Here is a 23,703-nt window from a genome sequence, read left to right as displayed (position 1 = left end):
CCCAATTACCCAGGGGTGGGTTGAGTATTTCCGTAAGTGCTAAAATAGCCAGAGTTTGGTCTGATGCGCTACCTAGGGGCGGCTTGCTGTGTATAAGTCAGTGTCCAGCCATGATTCTTCAATTCCTAACTGCTTCAATAATGCTTACCTCCGATTCAGTTGGGATAATTTTAGTTATTATGAACCCTGCGGCTTTAAATAGCTCTTGAAATTCTTCTTCTGTGCGGATGCGTCCACCAGGACACATAACCAACATATTTACGTCTATAAACTTACTGCCATAAAACTCGTTTCCTGGTGGAATTACAAAGTCTATTACCAACAATCTATCTTGTGCTTTCATGGCTTGATGACAGCGTTGCAGAATGGTGAGCGATCGCTCATCGTCCCAGTCTTGGATAATATGCTTGAAGATATAAGCATCTGCTTCTATGGGAATAGTCTCAAAGAAACTTCCCCCGATAAATTCGCAGCGATTTCTCAAAGCTGAATCCCAAGAGTTTTTAGCTCGCTCAACTACATCTGGACGGTCAAATAGTATCCCTGTTATCCTAGGGTAGGCTTGGAGAACGGTAGCTAGTAAATGACCTTTACCGCCACCAATATCAACCAACTTATCAATAGAGGAAAAATCATAAGCCTCTAATACTAAAGCATTTTCCTCTTGAGACTCTGCCATTGCGCGGTCAAAAATTTCACCTTGGGTAGAATCTTGGTCATTGTACTGAAATAAATCCATGCCATACAAACGCTCAAAAGCACTTTCTCCAGTCTGTAAACTGTACATCAAATCGCCCCAAGCTTTGTAATAATGCTCCTCACCCCTTAAAATTGCCATAGCCCGAACCGACTCAGGGTGGTTACTTTGTAAATTATCTGCTAATGGAGTTAACCCAAAATAACGCGGTTTAACTTCTGCAAAAATGCCAACACTTGCTAAGGCTCGCAATATCCGATAAAGTGCATCACCATTGGTGTTGGTAAGAGTTGCCAAAGTATCGCAGTTCTGAGGGCTTTCCTGAAGTAAATCTGCAATGCCAAGTTTAGCCACTACATAAACACACCGCGACATCCAATAAGCGTGTATCCATTCCATTGCAGACATTTGAAATGGTGCATTACTCGGTACATATCTAGATTCTGATAAAGTCATAACTAACCTCATTACTAATTTTTTAATTCCAATTCTTGGAGTTGAATCGCATCACAAACCCTGTCTGGGAGAATTTTCGCCAACATCAAGAGAAAATTTAACATCACCTTTTCTTTAGATACGAAATAGCGAGTTTTAGGTTTCTTAACTTTTAAGGCTTTTTGAATGACATTTGCAACTTCTTCTGGCGATATTCCCATGCGATTTGATTTGATTAACTGCTCTAGAGAAAACTTGTAGATATCACCGTACATAGCTCTAGCTATAGATGACATATTAGCTATTTTTTTTTGCAAACTTGCTTCTACTTTGTCTGGTGCTGTGGAAGCAATTGAGCCTGGTTCAATTAAAACTACTTCAATTCCCCAAGGATGCAATTCCATTCTTAAAGCATCATTCAAGGCTTCTAAAGCGAACTTAGAAGCACACAATGCAGAGAAGAATGGTGAAGAAATTTTACCAGAAACAGAGCCAATATTAATAATTCTTCCCTTGGCTTGGCGAATCATTGGTAAAAAAGCTTGGGTAACAGCTACTTGCCCAATTACATTAACTTCAAATTGCCATCTTAGCTCATCGATGTCTAAATATTCTAATGGACCATCTACTAATATTCCGGCATTATTTACTAACCCCCATAATCCTGTTTCACCAACGGCTAATTCCACAATTTCTGCGGCAGATTTAATTTCTTCTATTTTGGTGACATCAAGAATAATTGGTATTAAATTACCCGATGAATTTAACTTAAGTGATTCAGCATCTTTTTGTTGACGAACCCCCGCAAATACTTGATATCCTTGCCGTTCTAACAAGAGTGCAGTTGCTTTACCAACTCCTGTAGATGCTCCTGTAATGACTATCGCACCTTTACTTTTTTGATTCATATATTTTTCTACTTATTCTATTTTTATATTTATACTATGCGGGTTTGATTACTGAGCTTTTTAAACTCTAGTCCAGTAATTAATACAGAAATTATAACTACCAAAATATCTGTCAATAACATTCCATAATATACACCTCTTACACCTAAATATGCCGATAGTATCAATACAAATGGAACGAGAAAGAAAAGGGTTTTAGCCAAAATTAGTAAACCTGCGGCTTTACTATTCCCGATGGATTGGAAGAAAGTTACACTACAAAATCCCAAAGGTAAAATTAAGAGTAATAAACTCACAATTTTAAAATTCAATAAATCATCACCACTAAATTCTACAGATGGTAACAATATGCTGAGAAATGTAGATGGGAAGAATTGTAAAGGTAGCCAAATTAATCCTAAGAATAGTGTTGCGCCGATGCAAAATGTGAAATAAGCTTGTTTGAGCCTGTAATAGTTTTCTGCTCCATAATTTATACCGATTATTGGTTGTAAAGCTTGTACAAAACCTTCTACAGGAATAAAAGCTAAAGCATATATTCTCAGAGTCGCACCAGCAACAGCAATATCATGATCACTGCCATGTTGAGCAATAGATTTAAAAATTACAGACTGTTCTACCAAGCTAATAATTTCCATTAATAGGGCTGTAAATCCTACTGATAAAATTGCTGGTAGTAAGTCTATTGCTAAAGTCCAATTCTTCGGACTCACAGGAACAGAACTTTTATTAGAGAGAAAATAGCTAATATTCAAAAGACTATAAATCATCATAGAAACAACTGTAGAAGAAGCTACTCCTGCAATCCCCCAGTGAAAAACACTAATAAATATAGGATTTAAAATAGCATCAAGAACAGCAAAAATACCTGCAAAAATCATGGCTAAACGAATTTTGCCTTCTGATTTAATCAACTGACTAGAAGCAACGGCTAAGATATAAAATACTGAACCGAGGGTGTAAATTTTAAAATATTCTGCACCAGCAGCTCCTACTTTCCCCTCTCCACCCATAAAAGCAATTAATGTATCACTAAAAAAGTAACCTAAAAGGGTGATAAAGAAGGCAATAATCACGCTCATGATTACTAAAGTACCAAAAATCCTTGACTTAGTTCTGGTATCTTCTGAACCAATAGCTCGACTCAGAACTGAGGCAGAACCTACTCCTACCAAATGGGCGCAACCAATAACAATAGAAGTAAGCGGTACTGCCAAAGAGATGCCTGCTAACGCAGTTTCACCAATTAGTTGTCCAGCAAATAAAGCATCTAAAAAACTATTGAAACCAAGCAACAGCATTCCTAAAATGCCAGGAATAGTTAATTTTATCATTAGTTGAATTAGATTGCCATTGAGTATTTCATGGGTAACTGTTGATTGTGTTTCGGTAGTCATATTAGTTGCTAATTTGTAAGACAGTATGGAAGCCTTAGTATTTATAAATTTTGGTAGTTACCAAGGCATAAAGTATTTTCAATTTGTATAATTGCATAAAATTTGTATTAAAAACCATGTTTGAGTAATCAATTTAATTAACAACGAATTACCTGTGGTTGCTGTTCTTGATGTTGCTGAATTTCACACAATACCATCTTTAATCTACTAGCTGGGGGATAATTTGCACCTTGGGGTTGGGGTTTTTCTCGTTGTGTATTGGTCAGTGCTAATTGATAGTGTGAGAGAATTGTGGCTAATACTAATTTCATTTCAAACAAAGCTAAAGCTTCCCCAGGACAACGCCTAGCACCGCCACCAAAAGGCATAAATTCATAGGGAGAGTATTGTTTTTCTAGAAACCGTTCTGGTCGGAATTGTTGGGGTTGTGGATATAACTCTGGGTTTTGATGAGTTAAATAAATACAGCCGATGATGATAGCTCCAGGACTCAAGTTATAGCCCATTAATTGAGTTGGTGATTCTACTATCCTGGGAAATGTGACAAATTGAGTGGGATAAATCCGCAAGATTTCATTACATACAGCATTGAGATAAGGGAGTTCAACAATACTCATTGGGTTGGGAGATTCACCCAGACTGTTGATTTCTAGGAGCAATTTTTCACGAACTTGTAGCTCGCGGTAAAGCCAGTATAATGCCCAAGTGATGGCTGTTGCGGAAGCATCTCGACCACCAAATAATAATGAAGGAAATAAATCGCGGATTTCTTCATTGGTTAATAATTCGCCAGTTTCGTTGCGGGCAAATATTAACTCGGAAAGGACATCATTAGTATCAGGGTTTGGTTGGTGACGGCGATCGCTAATTTCGGCGTAAATCAGTTTGTCAAATTGTCGCCACAAATAACGAAATTTTCCCCAAGGACTCCAGCGTCCTAAATCTTTTTGCAAGAAGGGGAAGGATAGGGGGATTTCCACAAAGGGCGATCGCGCATAATTCATTAAACTAGTCAGTAGTTGCTTCAATTGCTGGTAGCGATCGCCTTGATGTAAGCCAAATAAAGTGTTTAAAATTACCTCCAGAGTAATCTTTTGCATGGTGGGGTAGGCTAAAAAAGATTTGCCAAGGGGTAGTTGATTCATGACTTTTTCGGTCACATCACAAATTTGCTCTCCGTAAACTCTTACCTTATTACCGTGCAAAGGAGACATCAAAAGTTTGCGTCGGGATCGGTGGCGTAAACCATCGAGCAGGAGTAATCCATTTTTCCCCACGAGGGGTGCGGCTTCTTCGTTTAACTCTCCAGCAGCAATAATTTCTGTGGTATTGGTAAAAATCTGCTTCATCCCCAGAGGATTACCCACAAAGATGAGGGGTGTAGATTCAGACATGATGGTGAAAGTATCACCATAGCGTTGCTTCATTTGATCGAGAAAACGCAGAGGATCGGCTGTAAATTGCATTTTCAGCAACCAAGCGGGGAGTTTTGGACCTGGAGGTAGGTTCATAATAGATTATTTTTAAACGCAAAGGGGTGCAGAGGTTTCCAAAGAGGTGCGGGGAGTATTTGCAGCAATTTGCATTTTGACACCGCTAGCTGGGTAGCACATGAGACCTTCAAATCTGGGCTGCTCTGGTTGTTTGTTGACTAATGTGAGTTGATAGTTTGAAAGCATAGTTGCTAATATCAGTTTCATTTCAAATACGGCGAAAGCTGCGCCAATACATCCCCGCGCACCGCCTCCAAAGGGAAAAAATTCGTAAGGAGTGTATTGTTTTTCCAGAAACCTTTCTGGTTGAAATTGTTGGGGATTTGGGTATAAATCTCGACGTTGATGGGTGAGGTAAATACAGCCCATGACTAGAGTTCCTGGGTTCAAGTTATAGCCCATCAATTTAATTGGTGATTCGACTCGGCGGGGAAATGTGAATAATTGCGCCGGATAAATTCGTAGGACTTCGTTACAAACGGCACTGAGATAAGGAAGTTGGGCAATGCTGAGGGGATCGGGTGAGTCGCCAAGGGTAGCAAGTTCTTGCAGCAGTTGTTCGCGGACTTTCGGTTGGCGATGAACCCAGTAAAATAACCAGGTAATAGCAACGGCGGAAGCATCTTGCGCCGCAAATAAGGGTGAGAGTAACAAATCGCGGACTTCTTCATCTGTCATCAGTTCACCCATCTCATCACGAGCAAATATTAACTCAGATAGGATATCGCTGCGGGAGGTGTCTGCTTGTTGACGGCGTTCTTGCACTTCAGCGTCAAGCAGTTGAAAAATTTCTCGCCGCAATTGCATGAGGTATCCCCAGGGACTCCACTTGCCTAAATCTTTTTGCAGAAAAGGCACAAAAGAGGTAATTTGCATGATGGGCGATCGCATACACTTGAGTATGCTGGGAAGTAGGTACTTGAGTTTTTCATAGCGTTCTCCCTCACTTAAACCCAAGACAACTTCCATACTGACTCGCAAGGTAATCTCTTCAATGGTGGGATAGGCAATGAAGGTTTTGCTGGCTAAATATTTATCCATGACTTGCTTTGTCAGTTCGCAAATTAGCTTTCCTTGAGCTTGCATTTTCACACCATGAAAAGCTGGCATCATTAATTTACGCCGATGTTTGTGACGTGAGCCATCGAGTTGCAATAGACCTTGATTACCAGTGATTAATGCCATTTCGGCATTTAATTCACCAGGAGTTTTAATATCTTTTGTATTGGTAAAAATTTGTTTTATGGCTTGGGGATCGCTCACAAATACTATGGGTGTTTCCGGGAAGTTAATGATGAAAGTATCACCATATTTTTTAGCGATCGCATCAAGATGATTTAAGGGGTCGTTGGCTATTTTCAGAATATTGAGCCAGAGAGGAATACTTACTTCAGGTATTTTCATATTTAATCTCGTATAGAGCAGATAATTTATAATTTTTGAGCATGAATGAGAGATTGTTTTAATTGACTGGCTAACTCTTGGACGTAAGGTTCATTAAAGATAGAAAAATGATTGCCGGGAATCTCAATCATGTTGATGGGTTTTGGAGAATATTTACCCCAACCTAATAAGGGATCATCTGTATGGAATTCGTGACTTTCAAAGTCGTGGGTAATGATTTCGCTGGCTTTGAATAATGTAATTTCATCGGGATAAATTTGAGGAACATAATTTCGCATGGCTTGGATATGCGCTTTGAAAAGTTTGTAACTTTGCAAATGTTGCGCCATCTCTGTATCGCTAATTTTGAGATTTGCTTTGCTAAATAACAAATGGAATTGCTCATCTAGTGGGAAATCTCGCAGTTCATTATAGGAAACGAAAAATTCTATATTGAACCAATTTTTGATTGCTTCAGCTAAACGCAAGACTAATTTGGCATCATCATTTTTATCAGATTGAATGATAGTTTTGGGTAAGATTGCGTCAATTACTACTAGTAAATCAACCGTTTCATTTTCTCTTTTTAGTTGTTGTGCCATTTCAAAAGCAATGATACCACCGTAACACCAACCTCCTAAAAGATAATGACCTTGAGGCTGTAGAGTACGAATTTCTTTGATATAGTAAGCTGCCGTTTCTTCTACAGAAAGGGAATGAAAATCTTGTCGGTTTGCTGGTTGTTCTAGGGCATAAAATGGTTGCTCTCTGCCCAATTTCCTGGAAAGAATAAGATAATTATTGACATCTCCTCCGGCTGCATGGACACAGAAAAAAGGACGATATAAACCAGAAGATTGAATTGCTACTAAGGGAGAATTTACACCTAAACTGGCTGGTTGACTGACAATTGTTGCGAGTTTTTCAATTGTTGTATTTTCAAAGAGAGTAGATAGGCTCAGGTTATGTCCAAATAGCTCGTAAATTTGTGCAACTAAGCGTACAGCTAAAAATGAATGTCCGCCCAATTCAAAAAAGTTATCTGTAATTCCGATGGGGCTAGTGTTGAGAAGTTGCTCCCAAATTTTCACTAATGCTAGTTCTGTAAAAGTTTTAGCTGGAATGTAAGATTTATTGATTTTGGGGCGAATTAACTCATGAGTTGGTAGTGCTTTTTTATCTACTTTTCCATTTGGTGTCAGTGGTATTTCATCCAATAAAACAAAAGCAGATGGTAGCATGAAATTTGGTAGTTTCTGCTGTAAATATGCTTGTAATTGGGGGATAATATCTTTTTGTTGGGTGGCTACATAAGCAATTAAAGATTTATCATCTTGAGCATCATTATGAGCGATGACAACAGCATTTTGCACAGATGGATATTGCGCGATCGCCGTCGCAATTTCTCCCAATTCTACACGCAAGCCACGAATTTTTATTTGGTCATCATGACGACCAAAATATTCTAATTGACCATGATTTTTATAGCGGACAAAATCACCAGTTTTAAAAAGTTTAGTTCCTGGTAAAAATGGGTTATTAATAAAGTTTTCTTGGGTTAGTTCTGGACGATGTAAATAACTCCTGGCTAATCCATCACCGCCAATATATAATTCTCCAACTACACCAATGGGAACAAGCTGTAAATAATTGTCTAAGATATATGCTTGTATATTATCTATAGGTTTGCCGATGGGAACTGTGGAAGATGTCTCACTCAATAAACTTGTGTCGTAATAAGTGACATTTGCAGATACTTCTGAAGAGCCATAAAGATTAATTAATTTCGCATTTGGTAATAACTGTCGAAAAGTTTTGACTACATCAATAGTTAGTGCTTCTCCACTCGCAATCCAAAGTTGCAGATGAGATAAATTTTGTATGAGGTGTGGGTAATTATCTAGGAGTAGGCGCAATAATGAAGGAACAAGTACAAGACGCGAAATTTGGTAATTAGCTAAAGTTGCGAGGAAAAGTTGTGGGTCTTTGGCGATCGCATCGGGGATAATCACGGTGGGAATACCTTGCAATAAGGGTGCAAAAATTTCCCAGACTGAATCTACAAAACTAATTGCTGTTTTCTGACAACATATTTCCCCAGTTGCGAAAGGATGGGTTTTCCATAGCCAGTGTAAACCGTTGACTGTACCACGATGCGTCCCCAAGACACCTTTAGGGGTTCCCGTTGAACCGGAGGTGTAAATCACATAAGCGAGATTATTTTCTCCAGATGTACTGACGGGGTTTTCTTGACTTTCTTGTTGAATAGTATCCCATTCTGTATCTAACGCCATCGCGCTTACTTCTCCCAAACTATGAATTAATGATGTGTGACTAATCATCAACGAAGCTTGAGAATCAGCCAACATAAATTGAAGGCGTTCCACTGGATAATTCGGGTCTAAGGGTAAATAAGCACCACCAGCTTTCAAAATGGCTAGAATCGCTACTATCATCTCTACAGAGCGTTCTAGACATATAGCCACAATAGTTTCAGTTGTGACTCCCAAGTTTGTTAAGTAATGAGTAAGCTGATTGACTTTTTGGTTGAGTTGTTGATAAGTTACCTGCTCTGACTGACTAATTAATGCTAAAGCATCAGGCGATCGCTCAACTTGTTGCTCAAATAATTCATGCAAAGATGCGTTATCAGGATAATCGGCTTGAGTATTATTCCAGTCTATTAATAATTGCTCTCGTTCTTTGGTTGTAAGTAATGGTAATTTGGAAATGTTTTGATGGGGATTGACAACAATACTTTCTAGTAAAATTTGAAAATTATCAATAAATCTTTGAATTGTTATGGCATCAAATACATCTGTATTGTATTCCCAAAATCCAGTTAATTCTTGTTCTAATTCCGAGATTGATACAGTAATATCAAATTCAGATGTACCATGATCAATTTCTAAATTTCGCAAACTTAAGCCAGAAAAATCTTCCACAGGAGTGGGTGCATTTTGGAGAATAAACATGACCTGAAACAGAGGATTCCGGCTTAAATCTCGTTCGGGTTGTAATTCTTCTACTAACTTTTCAAAAGGTAAATCCTGATGTGCGTAAGCATTGAGAGTTACATCTCGCACTCTATTTAAAATTTCTCGAAAACTAGGATTCCCACTTAAGTTATTCCGTAGTACTAAATTATTGACAAATAAACCAAGTAACCCTTCTAATTCGGCGCGGTTACGATTAGCAATAGAAGAACCGACTAAAATATCTTCTTGGGCTGTGTAGCGGTAAAGTAAAGTATTAAATGCTGCCAGCAGTGTCATAAATAAAGTACAACCTTCTTGCTGACTCAACTGATTTAATGCGGCTGTTAATTCTAGAGATAAAGTAAAGTATTGTTTCGCACCTTTAAAAGTCGCAACAGTCGGACGGGGATAATCTATAGGTAACTGAAGGATGGGAAGCTTCCCAGCTAATTGTTGTTTCCAGTAATTCAGTTGCTTATTTAGCCGTTCTCCTTGCAGGCGATCGCGTTGCCAAATGCTAAAATCTGCATATTGAATCGGTATTTCTGGAATAGGGGAAAGTTTACCCACACAAAAAGCACCATATAGCGTTGCTAACTCCTGCGCGAACACGCCCATCGACCAGCCATCTGTGATTATATGATGTATGGTTAAAAGTAATATATGTTCTACTTCATTCAAGCACAGTAAAGTTGCTCTGAATAATGGTAGTTCAGCTAAAATGAAAGGTTTTTGAGCTTCTTTAATAGCGATTTTTTTAACTTCTTCTTCCCAATTTTTCCTTGATAAATGCTCAATATGAATGATAGGTAATTCCCAATTAAATGGGGGTAAAACTATCTGTATTGGCTGCTCATCTCCTGTAACAAAGATTGTCCGCCATGCTTCGTGTCGCCTGATAATTTCGTCAAGGCTTTGCTGGAGTGCTTGTAAATTAAGCAAGCCAGTTAAATGTAAAGCACTGGAAACATGATAGAAAGAACTACCGTGATAAAGTTGATTAATAAACCATAGTCTTTGTTGAGAAAAAGATAATGGGAGTGATTTGGAGCCTTGGCGTTTGGAAATTATTTCTGTTTGAAATTGACCTTTTTTCCATTTTTCTAACAGAGCTTTTTTCGTAGGTGATAAGGTGAAGTTATCCATAATTTTTATGAGAACGCAGAGGTATCCAGAGTAAAGGTATTAAGTAGTAAGAATAGTTTGAACTTCTTCTTCGGATAATTCCGCGATTTTTTCTAGGAGAAGTTCTTCAATCATTTCTGCTTGTTTGGCAACAGTTAAGGCTTGTAATAACAGTTCGCGGAGTGCTAATTCTACAGGGAAATTTGCTTGTAGACGCGAAGCAAGTTGAGTGGCAATTAAAGAATCTCCTCCCAATTCAAAGAAGTTATCATAAATTCCAACTTGCTGAATTCCTAGCACTTCTTGCCAAACTTTGGCGATTTGTTCTTCTAATTCGTTAGTGGGAGCAATGTAGGAGTTGCTAATATTGGGACGGGAATAAGATATATTTGATTCTTGTACTTTCGTTTCTGTTAATGTTGCTGATTGAGAAAAAACTTTATTTTCTTCTTGTGATACTAATGATGGCATTTTTGCCTCAATCCAATAACGTTGACGCTCGAAAGGATACGTAGGTAAAGGAACACGATAAGGTTGTATGTGACTATAAAATTCTGACCAATCTATATCTATACCTGCCAGCCATAGCTGACCTAATGCATTTAAGATAAAAGCAATATCTGTTTGTTGTTCTTGGGGATGACGCAGAGAAGTTAATATTAATTGTTTGGAATTGGTTGTTAAATGCTGTCTTGTTAATGTGCTTAATGTCCGACCTGCTCCTACTTCTAGAAAAATTCCTTCTGACTGTTTTAGTAACTCAGATATTCCCTCTGAAAATCTCACACAAGAGCGTAAATGTTGACTCCAATAATGGGTATTTGTAGCTTCATTTGCTTGAATCCAAGTACCAGTCAGATTAGAAATAAAGGGGATTTTAGGTATCTGAGGATTAGCTTTTTTCACTTCTTCAGTAAAATCTGCTAAAATCGGCTCCATCATCTGGGAATGGAAGGCATGAGATGTATATAAAAGACGGCAATTTATATTTTTATTCGCTAAATAGTTTTGTAAAGTCTCGATAATTTCTGTCTTTCCAGAAACAACACAAGCAGATGGACTATTGACAGCTGCAAGAGAAAGTTCTTGACCTAAAAATTGTTTTACTTCGGCTTCTGGTAGTGCTACAGCCAACATACTTCCGGACGGCTGTTGCTGCATCATTTGTCCTCTCGCGGCAACTAAAGCCAAGGCATCTTTTAAAGTGAACACACCGGCTAAAGTAGCAGCTACATACTCACCAATGCTATGACCTATCATTGCTGTAGGTAGCACACCCCAAGACATCCATAACTTGGCTAAGGCGTACTCAATAGTGAATAATGCTGGTTGAGCGATTGCTGTTTGTTGTAGTTGGGCAGAAGCTGTTTGTATTTCTTGTTCGCTGGGATAAATTGTTTGACGTATGTCTAACCCTAAGTGCGGTTTAAGAATATCTGCACAAATATCTACTTGTTCTTGAAAAATTGGCTCAACTTCATATAGTTCCCGCGCCATATTTACATACTGCGAACCCTGTCCCGAAAACATAAAAATAACTGGACGTTTGCTCGGTTTTTGATAGAAGGTGAAAATTCGTTGTGTATCTAAATTTGCTAAGACTTTAATTGCATCTTCAATATCACGACAAACCACCATTTGACGATAGTCAAAAGCCTGCCGCCCAATGCAGAGAGTATAAGTAACATCCGCTAAATTCAATTCAGGATGTTGTTGTAAATGCGTAGCTAGATTAATCTTTATTTGCTCAAGTGCCTGCTCACTTTTAGCTGATAAACATAATAGTTGATAATCTCTCCCCAGCTCCCTACCCCCCTTTGGGTTCGCCAGTCCCCCAAGTTCCCTCCGGGACGCTACGCGAACGTGACGGAGACCGCCAAGACGGGGGTTGGTCTCACCTGCCCCCTGCCTAAAAATAGGTGCTTCTTCCAAAATCACATGAGCATTAGTTCCACCAATCCCAAAAGAACTAACTCCAGCACGACGCGGTTCACCGTTAGTTTTCCATTCTGATAATTTCGTATTCACATAGAAAGGACTATTTGCAAAATCTATTTGGGGATTAGGTGTTTGAAAGTGCAAATTGGGAGGTATTTGTTGATGTTTTAAAGCTTGAACAGTTTTAATTAAGCCAGTCACACCGGCTGCTGTATTCAGGTGTCCGACATTGGTTTTTGCTGAAGCGATCGCACAAAAACCTTTTTTATCAGTGCTATTACGAAAAGCTTGTGTTAAACCCGCAATTTCAATGGGATCTCCTAATACAGTACCCGTACCATGAGTTTCAATATAAGAAATAGTTTCAGGTTCAACATCAGCTAATGCTAATGCTTCTAAAATTACTGCTGTTTGACCATCTACACTAGGTGCTGTATAACCGACTTTTAAAGAGCCATCATTATTAATTGCTGAACCCTTAATGACAGCATGAATATAATTGCGATCGCGCACAGCATCTTCTAATCTTTTGAGGACTACCACACCCAAGCCGTTACCGAAAATAGTACCACTAGCATCGGCATCAAAGGCGCGACAGTGACCATCATTTGATAAAATTCCCCCTTGTTCATAATAGTAACCTGCTGTTTGGGGCAAATGTATAGATACACCACCAGCCAAAGCCATATCACTTTCGCCATTGAGCAAACTTTGACAAGCAAAATGCACAGCCACTAAGGATGTAGAACAAGCCGTTTGGACATTAACACTTGGTCCTTTTAAATTTAATTTATAAGAAATTTGTGTCGGTAAATGGTCTTTATCATTCCCTATAAACATTTGAAATGATTCCACTGGTTTTAACATATCCCAATGGGGATAAAATTGAGAAAATAAATTATGCAATAAGTAAGAACTTAAAGCAGCACCAGCAAACAGACCAATTTGACCAGGATAAATTGTAGAATTGTAACCAGCATTTTCTAATGCTTCCCAAACACATTCTATAAATAGCCGATGTTGCGGGTCTATTATTTCTGCTTCTTTAGGAGTGAATCCGAAAAAATTAGCATCAAATAATTCGATATCTTCTAATACACCAAATGCTTTGACATAATTAGGGTCATTAAGTGATTTTGGCTTGATTCCGGCTGAGAGTAATTCCTCATCATTAAAAAAAGTAATTGACTCTACACCATCTCGTAAATTTTGCCAAAAAATATTAACATTCTTAGCACCAGGAAAGCGTCCAGCCATACCAATTATTGCTATTGCATCACCATCTATGATTTGAGAGTTATTATCAGTATTCATCAAAGTAAAAGTCTATAAATATTGTTTTAATACTCCGATTGTTTCTGCCCTTCTCTTGATTAAAGACAAGTATTTAATTATCTATTTTTTATTAAAGAAGGGCTGGTTGGGGGTTGAATTAGTTTTTAGGATAAACTTTTACGAAAAACGTATACTATCCTGGAATCTGCTAAACCAGCTATTTTAGCATCATTCCTTACATCATTGACCAAAACTTTCGTAAAGCCCACTTTTTCTAGAACAGACTGAACCTCTGTCCGAGAATAAGCTTTTGCTGTGCAATTTACATCTTTTCGTTGCCAGTTTCCATCAAGCAATTGAAATGTGACATAATGACTTTGCCATAACTTACTTTTTGGGTCGTAAATTGAACGTTGCAGCCATGTATAGTCATCGCCAAAATCACCACTACATTCCTCAACTAGATTATAATCTTCTTGCACTATTTCACCTTCACTCATATCGAACCCAAACCAGCCATTAGGTAATAGCGAGGAATACACTTGTTGAAAAGCTTTTGTCAAATCTTCAATACTTAACATATAGTTAAATACTGTACTCGATGAAACAACTGCATGAAAAGTAGGTGGCATTTCAAAAGAGCGTATATCACTCTGAATAAATTCACCACTGGGTGCATTCTTGCGAGCATACCGTAACATCTCTTCTGATAAATCAAGCCCAGTTACTTGATAACCTTTTGTGATTAATTTACTGACTAATTGACCATGACCACAACCAACATCTAAAATACGAGCGCTTTCGGGCAGATTTTCTAAAATATATTGACCTAAAAATTCTAGCCAAAGTTCGCTACTATTATCTTGTGGATAGGCAAAAGCCCAATTGTTATAAAGATTTTGAGCGTTTTCTTCAAGATGTGGAGTTGCTAAATACATAAAAATTGCTCCAAGTTAAATTTGTTCTATTTAGGGATTTTTCAAATCTTCTAAGCTACATTTTCAGAAGATGTTGGCATATAAATTTCTGAGGCAATCTGAATCTGGTCATTTAACACTGCATCAATATCATCTTCTGTTGTGAGTGGGTTTGCTAATACTGCCCGCAGTGCTACAATGGAAATTTCTTGACTAAAGCAATTGCTAGTTTTCATCGTCCGCGAGATAAAAGTATGACCTGCTTGGCGTTGTTTTTTTTGCAGATGCTCATTAAATTGATTAATAAATAAATTGTCAGTTTCCGTCAACTGTTTTTTAACCACAAGCTCTCTTAAAGATTCGGGAATATAGCGATAAAGGAGCAAGTTAGTATCAGGTTCTGCGAGCAACTCAAACTCAGGCATTGAACGAATTCGATTAGCCATATATTGAGTTTTTCTAATACCTTCATCAATTAAAAATTCATATCCTTGACTGCCAATTAAATTCAATCCAGCGTGTAAAAATAATGCCATACCAGGACGAGAACCTTCCAAAGCGCGTTTACCTAAATCGAAAGAACCCTTACGCATGGTATAGCTGGCTTGCTTTTCAATGGATTGTGCTATGTATGGTTCACGCATAAATAGCATACCAATACCCATTGGTAAATAAAGTTGTTTATGTCCATCAATGGTGACTGAATTAGCTTGTTCAATCCCTGCAATTTTAGAGCGATGTTGCTGAGAAAAAATTAATGGACCTCCCCAAGCGGCATCTACATGAAAATGAACATTAGCTTCTTGGGCAATTTCGGCAATATCTAATAGTGGATCTAAGCCACCTGAATCTGTAGTGCCAGCAATACCAATAATGGCAATTATACACAAGTTTTGCTCACGACATTTAGCTACAGCTTGACGTAGCGATCGCACTCTCACCCGATTGTTACTATCAACGGGAATTTTCATCAACCCCCGATTCCCAATCCCTAGCAAATCTGCCGCTTTATCAAAGGAAAAATGCATTAATTCCGAGCCAATGATTGCTGCTCCTTTGTAGCCATAGAAATTTAATGCTGCTGTTAAACCTTCCTTTTCCACACCTAAAAAATCATCTTTTGCACCCAAAACAGCATTCCGAGCGCACCACATAGCAGTAATGTTTGCTGTTGTCCCACCAGATGTCAAAATTCCCAGTGTACTTTGACTATTTTGAATATGTTCAGCGTAAAAATTATCAGAAAAATTATATATTTGCCGATGCAACATTGCTAAAGCTTGACGCTCGTAAAAACTCAGAGATTTTGCTGTCTCAATTTTTACTGAATTTTGATTCATCGCCGTCATCAACTTGGCTAGTGGTTGCACAAAATAAGGTAGTGCCGAGGTCATGTGACCAATAAATTTGGGTGAAGCAGTATGAATTGCATGGGCAATAACATTATCAGATAAATATTCCAGATATTTATCTAAATTTGCCGGGTGACTAGGTACTCTACTATCACAAAATTTGGTCGCCAATGAATCCAAATCAATATCACTACTAGCTGTATCTGCACCTAAGAAATTATCAGATATATCATCAATTAACTCATCTATATTTTCAGCATTTATCCTAGATAAACTAAATAATTGCATTACCTGTTTCTCAATATCAGAATGCAATATTTCCTCAGTTTCCAACAAATAACTTTGGGTGGGTATTTCTTGTTTACTTAATGTCATCTTTTTATATTCCTAAATATTTAGCACTTACTTAACTACCTCAGTGATGCGTCAACTCTCTTATTCCTCCTTTTTGCGCCTCTGCATCTTGGCGTGAGCTTTATTTCTAATTTCCTTACGTCGCTGTATAGATACTGTTCTACTTGCCAACTCACGATTATTTATTCCTACAGATAATTGTGAACTCTGTTCCTGACTAAAAAACTTAGTTAACTGACTGATAGTTGGATATTGAAACATTTCAACTAAAGCAAAATCTCGTTGAAATACTTCTTGCAGCTTGCTATGAACTTGAATCAAAAGTAACGAATGTCCACCAAGTTCAAAGAAATTATCATGTATACCTACCTCATCCAGCCGCAAAACTTCTTGCCAAATATTAGCAATGGTTTTTTCTACCTCAGTTTGCGGAAGTTGTAATTGCTGTTCTAGCTGCGGACGCACACCCTCGGTAGTTGGCAGCGATTGATAGTCTACTTTACCATTGGGTAGTAGTGGTAAAGCTTCTAAGCTCACAAAAGCCGAAGGCAGCATATATTCTGGTAACTTCTCTTTTAGTAAATGCTGTAACTCGCTAATAATTACTTCTTTGTCTTCAGAAACTACATAAGCAATTAACTGCTGTTGTTCTTCTTTCACTACCACAACAGCCTCTCGAATTTTGGCAGATTGGCGTAATATTGCCGCAATTTCTCCTAGTTCTACACGAAAACCCCGTAATTGAACTTGGTTGTCAATTCTTCCTAAAAACTCCAAGTTACCATCAGCTTGATAACGTGCTAAATCTCCTGTTTTATAAAGCGTTATTCCGGCTTTGGAAATAAATTTATTTGCGGTAAGTTCTGGTTGATGAATATAACCTCTAGCCAATCCCGCACCACTAACATATAGTTCACCAGTTACACCAATAGGAACAGGTTGGAGATATTTATCTAACAGATGAATTTGTGTATTAGCGATCGCGCTCCCAATCGCCACCCGTTTAGGCAGTTGCTCTCTAGGAGTTACACTGTAACAGGTCACGTCTGCCGATACTTCGGAAGAACCATAAAGATTCAACAGGGTACTATCCGGTAATGTCTGCCGAAACTTGCGTAACAATTCAATGTTAAGGGCTTCGCCACTAGTTACCCACAACTTTAATTTTGGTAATCTTGCTTGTAAATTGCGGCTATCTAACAGCACCCGCAACAACGAGGGAACTAGCACCAGTCGGGTGACATGATGTTGAGCTAGTGTTTCAATAAATTGCTGTGGATCTTTGACAGTGCGATCGCCTACAATTACCGTCTTCACCCCTTGCAGTAAAGAGCCAAAAATCTCCCAAACTGAATCCACAAAGTTTAAGGATGTTTTCTGACAACAAACTTCTCCCTCTGTAAACGGATAAGTCTCCCACATCCAATGGAAACGATTGACAGCACCTTTGTGTAACCCCAAAACTCCTTTAGGTTTGCCAGTAGAACCAGAAGTATAGATCACATAAGCCAAGTTCTCAGTTGTAGTCTCACTCACCGGATTCTCTTGACTAGCTTGAGCAATCTGATCCCACTCAGTATCTATGCACACGACCGTCATCTTGTCAAATCTATCAACAAATGACTGATGACAAATAACAAATGACACCCCCGCATCCGCCAACATAAAAGCTAGTCGTTGCTGTGGGTACGCCGGGTCTAAAGGTAAATATGCACCACCTGCCTTGAGAATCCCCAAAAGCCCAACTATCATATCTAGGGAACGTTCTACACATATTCCCACCAATACCTCTTTACCTACACCCAATGAGCGCAAATAATGCGCCAGTTGATTCGCACGCTGATTTAACTCTTTGTAAGTTAACTGTTCTGCACCACAAACTACAGCCACCTCGTCGGGTGTACGTTCTACTTGCGCTACAAATAACTCATGAATGCACTGTTGCGGATACTTAGCTTGGGTATCATTCCATTTTAGCAACTGCGTCTTTTCAGCTTCACTTAACAACGGTAATTCCCAAAGTTGCTGCTGAGGATCGCTGACAATTCCCGCTAGTAATGTCTGCAAATGCTCCGACATTCGCTGTATACTATCAGCCTCAAACAAATCGGTACTGTATTCAAAAGTCCCGACAATTCCCGCATCCGTCTCTTCCATGAACAAAGTCAAATCAAACTTAGCTGTACCGTTGTCATTTTCCAGCAGACTCAAATTCAAACCTGACAACTCTATCTCTGACATCGGTGCATTTTGCAGCACAAACATCACTTGGAATAGGGGTGCATAACTTAAAGAACGCTGTGGTTGCAATTCTTCCACCAGCACATCAAAAGGTAAATCTTGGTGAGAATAAGCACCTAAAGCTACCTCACGCACCCGACTCAATAATTCCTCAAATGTAGGATTACCGTCTAAGCGCGATCGCAACACTAAAGTATTAACAAAAAAGCCAATTAATCCTTCTATCTCCGCACGGTTGCGGTTAGCGATGGGAGAACCCACCACAATATCTTCATTACCTGTGTAGCGATATAGCAAAGTTTTAAAAGCTGCCAGCAGTGTCATAAACAAGGTACATCCCTGTTCCTGGCTGAAACTTTTCAGCGCAGCACTTTGTTCAGGAGAAAGTTCAAAAGTATAGTTAGCACCCCGGAAAGTTTGAACAGCATGTCTTGTATAGTCTGTGGGTAATTCAAGCAGTGCAGGTGCGCCTTCTAAATGCTGTCGCCAGTAAGCCAGTTGCGACTCTAGGACATCCCCCACTAACCAGTGTCGTTGCCAAGCGGCAAAATCTGCATACTGAATTGGCACTGCTGATAAATTAGAAAGTTGCCCAGTACAGAAAGCTTGATAAAGTGTGGAAAGTTCCTGCACAAATACACCTATTGACCAACCATCAGAGGCAATATGATGCACAGTCAATAATAGTAAATATTCTTGTTCGCCCAAGCATAATAACTTCGCCCGTAGCATCAAGTCAGTTTGTAGGTTAAAAGGCTGTTGTGCTTCTGTTTGTGTCAGTTGTTCAATTTGAACTGCTTGTAAATCAGCCGATAAATCACTCAAATCAACTACTGGCAAACAAAAAGTTGCCTCTGATGAAATGATTTGCACTGGTTTTCCGGCAACTGTCTGAAAATTGCTGCGTAAAACTTCATGACGACGCACAATTTCATGAAAGCTTTGCTGTAGTGCTTGTACGTTCAGTTCACCTTGCAAGCGAAAAGCAGCACATAAATTATTAAAGGGACTATTTGGTTGTAGCTGAGTCAGGAACCACAACCGTTGTTGAGCAAAAGATAAGATTAATTCCCCATCTCTAGAAACGCGCTCAACGGGAGGAGCATCTAAACCTATCCCCGCCTTAATAGCATTCTCAATAACTGTTGCTAACCCAGCCACTGTTGGCTGTTCAAACAAACGACGCAGAGGCAATTCTACCTCAAACAACTGCCGCACTTTGGAAATCACACGAGTCGCTAATAGGGAATGTCCCCCCAATTCAAAGAAGTTGTCGTGAATACCTACTTTTTCTAGACTTAAAACTTCCGCCCAAATTCCCGTCAGCATTTCTTGAATGGGAGTAGAAGCAGCAACAAAAGTATTTTGGTTTTGAAGTTTGGTAAAGTCAGGTACAGGTAAGGCGCGGCGGTCTACTTTGCCACTGGGAGCTAATGGTAAATCATCAAGCAACATAAAGGCTGATGGCATCATGTGTTGCGGCAACCTTTGTTTGAGTAGTTCTCGTAGTTCTGACACTAAGTCTGCTGAACATTCAGTTTGAGGAACTATATATGCTACCAGACTTGTACTGAGCGGCTTGCCCTGAGCGTTCGCGTAGCGTCTCGTAGAGAAGTCGAAGGGAGCCGAAGTACGCTTCTCACCTGTATCTTCCCGCACAATAACTACAGTTTCCCGCACAGATATATGCTGACGTAGCAGTGCTTCTATTTCTTCCAGTTCAACCCGAAAACCGCGAATTTTGACTTGGTTATCTATACGTCCCAAAAACTCGATATTCCCATCAGGTAGCCATCTACCTAAATCTCCAGTTTTATACATTAAATCTGGGTTTACTGCTGGTAATTTTTTTGTCGGATGGGGGAAGGGATTAGGAACAAAACTTAATTTTGTTTTCTCTGGATTTTGCCAATAACCATCTCCTACACCAATTCCTGATACACATATCTCTCCCGGAAATCCAATTGGCACTAACTGCATTTCTCGATCAATAATATAGATATTTAAGTTAGTTAAAGGCTGACCAATAGAAACAGTACGTTGGTTTTCTGGTAAAGGTTGATCAATAATAAATTGAGTGATATCGTCCGCAGCTTCGGTAGGTCCATAGGCATCAGCTATTTTAATTGCAGGATACAAACTCAACCATTGATTAACTCGTTTAACCGCAACTGGTTCACCAACAACCATCATCCACTTTAAATCAGGTAATTGTCTTTGGTCTTCTGGGAGTTGGCAAATATAATCTATTAATCCTCCAAATACTGCTGGAACTAATTCCACAACAGTAATACTTTTTTCTTGGAGAACTTTAAATAATTTTTCGGGAATAAACCCTGATTCAGTATCTACTATAACTGTCTTACCACCAATCAAAAGTGGAGCTAAAAATTGCCAGACAGAAATATCAGTAGAAGAGGGTGCGCTTTGTAAAAAAGCAAAATCTGCTGTTAACTCTAGTTCATCAAACTGGGCATATATATGATTAATCGCCCCGTCATGTCTGACTATTGCGCCTTTTGGCAATCCAGTCGAACCAGATGTATATAGCATATAAGCTGGATCTGTAGCTGTATTGCTAGTAATTAAATTCTCAGTAGATAAATGCTGAAAATTAAGTTGATTATATATATTAATATCAGTTAATTGAGCAGGATTTATAGGATTTTCTGAGGTATCTAAACAAACTAGAGATTTTAAATTCAGGATATTTCCTGCTAAATCTGTAAACATATCTAAACAGGAAGAGTCTGTCAAAATTATTTTGACTTCACTGTTAGATACCATATATTTAATTCTATCAGTTGGATACTGGCTATCAATTGGTAGATATGCTCCACCAGCTTTATAAATAGCAAGGATGCCGATTAAAAAATTAATATCTCGCTCTTTAAGGATGCCAACAATTTCCCCTTTTCTAATACCTAACTGTTGGAGGAATCTAGCTAATTGGTTCGCTTTGGCATTTAATTGTTGATAGGTTAGCTGGCTATCTGCATACTCAACAGCAATTCTTTCTGGCGTTACTTGGGCTTGCTGGGCAAATAATTGATCGATTGTTTGAGTAATTGGATATTGTTTGGTTTTATAATTAAATTCTTCTAATAGCTGGTGCTGTTCTTCTATATTTAAAAAAGATATATCTGTGATTTTCATGTGATAATTGTTAATCACACATTCCAGGACATTCAAATAAGATTTAATTAAACATTTAATAGCATCTTCTCTAAACAGATGCTCATTGTAATCTATTCTACCTAATAATAAATTATCAATAACTTGAAATGATAATGTGACATCATTATTAATACCTGTAAAGTCATTTTCTTGATGAATATTTTCTAATAGAACAACAATGTCACAAAAAGGATAGCGATTTTGCTGATTGGGTAAATTTAAGAGTTGTGCTAATTCATCAACGGGATAATTTTGATGGCAATAGGCGTTGATTGTTGTTGCTTTAACTTGTAGCAGTAAATCTTTAAATGTTTGATTTTTATCAACATTAATCCGTAGGGGTAAGACTTGATTTACATTGCTATCAACTTCTGTTAAGCAGTAAGTAGGACAACCAATAATATTATCACTATTTCCAGTATATTTCTGCATCAATACACTGAATGCAGACAACAAAATCAAATATGTTGATAGATGAGAATTATTGCTCAATGTGAGAATAGCTTCTGACAAATAAGCAGATAATTGGAAACTAACTGATTTATGCTTACCAGAGTAAATAGCAGGTCTAACATAGTCTGTAATTAAATTTGTCTCTGGTAACTCCTCTGATAATTGATTCAACCAATAAATTTTTTGTGTAAATAAAACTTCAGATGTAATTGTAGGTTTAGTTTGAATCGCAACCATTATCTGTCACCTTGTTACAAAATAATTGATGGGATATAAGACGCATCAGACGCAGGGAAAATGAATGAGAGTTTTATCTAAACTACGCAATCATCAAAGGCTTGTTTAATAATCGAACACCCTTGTTCTAATATGGGCATTTCAATTGTTAAAGGTGGCAATATTTTAATGACAGTGTTATTTCTGCCAGCCTTTTCAATTATTAAACCTAATTCAAAACAACGGGAAGTAATTTTTTTTGCTAAATTAGCATCACCAAAGTTGGAAATATCAATACCCCAAATTAAACCTGTGCCCCGTATTTTTATTTTCTCACTAATGGAGACTATTTTATCAATTAAGAAATTATGTAAAAAGGATTCTTTAAGTTTAACTTCTTTTTCTAGATTGACAATTTCCCGATATTCGAGGGCAGCAGTACCACCAACAAAGGCTAGTTGATTGCCTCTAAAAGTACCATTGTGTTCGCCAGGTTCCCAAATATCTAACTCTGGTTTCAACAATAACAAAGACATAGGAAAACCATAGCCACCGATAGATTTTGAAAGGACTACCATATCAGGAATAATATTAGCTCTTTCAAAAGAAAAGAATGGACCAGTCCTACCACAGCCGACTTGAATATCATCACAAATCAATAATATATCATGGCGATCGCACAATTTTCTCAGTCTTTGCATCCACTCTATTGGTGCTACAATTACTCCGCCTTCTGCTTGCACCGTTTCAAATATAATGGCGGCTGGTCTTTCAATTCCTGAATTGACATCATTGAGGACTGACTCAATAAATTCTATCGTGTCAAAGCTTTCCATAAAGCCAAATGGATAGGGCATAAATGTAACATTACTTGATGTACCAAATGCCCCAGCTTTGATATCACGATTGCCACTAATGGATAAGCTACCCAAGGTCATACCATGATAGCCTCCCATGAAGGAAAATATGCCTGGTCTTTGTTTAACCTTCCTGGCTAATTTCAATGCAGCTTCTACAGCATTGGTTCCTGTAGGTCCACAAAACTGAAGCCGATAATCTAAATTTTTGGGCGTTAATACTGTTTCTGTAAACTTCGAGATAAACTGTTCTTTGGCAGATGTATGAAAGTCTAAACCATGTGCGATCGCATCAGCATCTAAGTATGCTATGACCTTTTGTTTAATGTAGTCGTTGTTATGTCCATAATTTAAAGCTCCTGCACCTGCTAAAAAATCAATATAAGCTTCTCCTGATTCTGAATAGATAAAAGCACCTTTGGCTCTGTGAAATAAAGTTGGAAAGCTTCTGCAATAACTTCTGACATTAGATTCTCTTGTTTCAAAGATATTCATTTACTTTTCCTT

11 protein-coding genes are annotated in these 23,703 nt (G+C 38.3%); all 11 read right to left on the bottom strand.

Annotation, left to right across the window (positions count from 1 at the left end; all coding sequences use genetic code 11):
* Positions 1-118 precede the first annotated feature (118 nt).
* Positions 119-1,153: a methyltransferase gene (locus tag OGM63_RS24750; RefSeq protein WP_263748329.1), complete on the bottom strand. Its 1,035-nt coding sequence runs from the start codon at positions 1,151-1,153 to the stop codon at positions 119-121.
* Positions 1,154-1,167: 14 nt separating this feature from the next.
* Entirely contained in the window at positions 1,168-2,040 is an 873-nt protein-coding gene (locus OGM63_RS24745; protein WP_263748328.1) for an SDR family oxidoreductase, read from the bottom strand.
* Positions 2,041-2,069: 29 nt separating this feature from the next.
* Positions 2,070-3,374 carry an MATE family efflux transporter gene (locus OGM63_RS24740; RefSeq protein ID WP_263748327.1) on the bottom strand — a complete coding sequence of 435 codons (1,305 nt, stop codon included), beginning with the start codon at positions 3,372-3,374 and terminating at the stop codon, positions 2,070-2,072.
* Positions 3,375-3,574: 200 nt separating this feature from the next.
* Positions 3,575-4,948, bottom strand: coding sequence for a cytochrome P450 (locus OGM63_RS24735; protein ID WP_263748326.1), 1,374 nt, complete (start codon positions 4,946-4,948; stop codon positions 3,575-3,577).
* Positions 4,949-4,960: 12 nt separating this feature from the next.
* Positions 4,961-6,334, bottom strand: coding sequence for a cytochrome P450 (locus tag OGM63_RS24730; RefSeq protein ID WP_263748325.1), 1,374 nt, complete (start codon positions 6,332-6,334; stop codon positions 4,961-4,963).
* A gap of 26 nt (positions 6,335-6,360) precedes the next feature.
* Positions 6,361-10,437 carry a non-ribosomal peptide synthetase gene (locus OGM63_RS24725; RefSeq protein WP_263748324.1) on the bottom strand — a complete coding sequence of 1,359 codons (4,077 nt, stop codon included), beginning with the start codon at positions 10,435-10,437 and terminating at the stop codon, positions 6,361-6,363.
* Between the two features lie 39 nt (positions 10,438-10,476).
* Positions 10,477-13,668 carry a type I polyketide synthase gene (locus tag OGM63_RS24720; RefSeq protein ID WP_263748323.1) on the bottom strand — a complete coding sequence of 1,064 codons (3,192 nt, stop codon included), beginning with the start codon at positions 13,666-13,668 and terminating at the stop codon, positions 10,477-10,479.
* 125 nt (positions 13,669-13,793) lie between these two features.
* Positions 13,794-14,567, bottom strand: a complete 774-nt coding sequence (locus tag OGM63_RS24715) for a class I SAM-dependent DNA methyltransferase (RefSeq protein WP_263748322.1) — start codon at positions 14,565-14,567, stop codon at positions 13,794-13,796.
* A gap of 50 nt (positions 14,568-14,617) precedes the next feature.
* Entirely contained in the window at positions 14,618-16,273 is a 1,656-nt protein-coding gene (panP, locus tag OGM63_RS24710) for a pyridoxal-dependent aspartate 1-decarboxylase PanP (protein ID WP_263748321.1), read from the bottom strand.
* Between the two features lie 60 nt (positions 16,274-16,333).
* On the bottom strand, positions 16,334-22,360 hold the full coding sequence (locus OGM63_RS24705) for a non-ribosomal peptide synthetase (RefSeq protein WP_263748320.1): 6,027 nt from the start codon (positions 22,358-22,360) through the stop codon (positions 16,334-16,336).
* A 77-nt stretch (positions 22,361-22,437) separates the two neighbouring features.
* Entirely contained in the window at positions 22,438-23,691 is a 1,254-nt protein-coding gene (ectB, locus tag OGM63_RS24700; RefSeq protein WP_263748319.1) for a diaminobutyrate--2-oxoglutarate transaminase, read from the bottom strand.
* Positions 23,692-23,703: the final 12 nt, after the last annotated feature.

Origin of the sequence: Plectonema radiosum NIES-515 (genome assembly GCF_025753815.1) — a bacterium.
Classification (GTDB): Bacteria; Cyanobacteriota; Cyanobacteriia; order Cyanobacteriales; family Nostocaceae; genus Hassallia; species Hassallia radiosum_A.
Note: the sequence above shows the minus strand (reverse complement) of the source record. Positions and strands in the feature narration are given on the sequence as shown.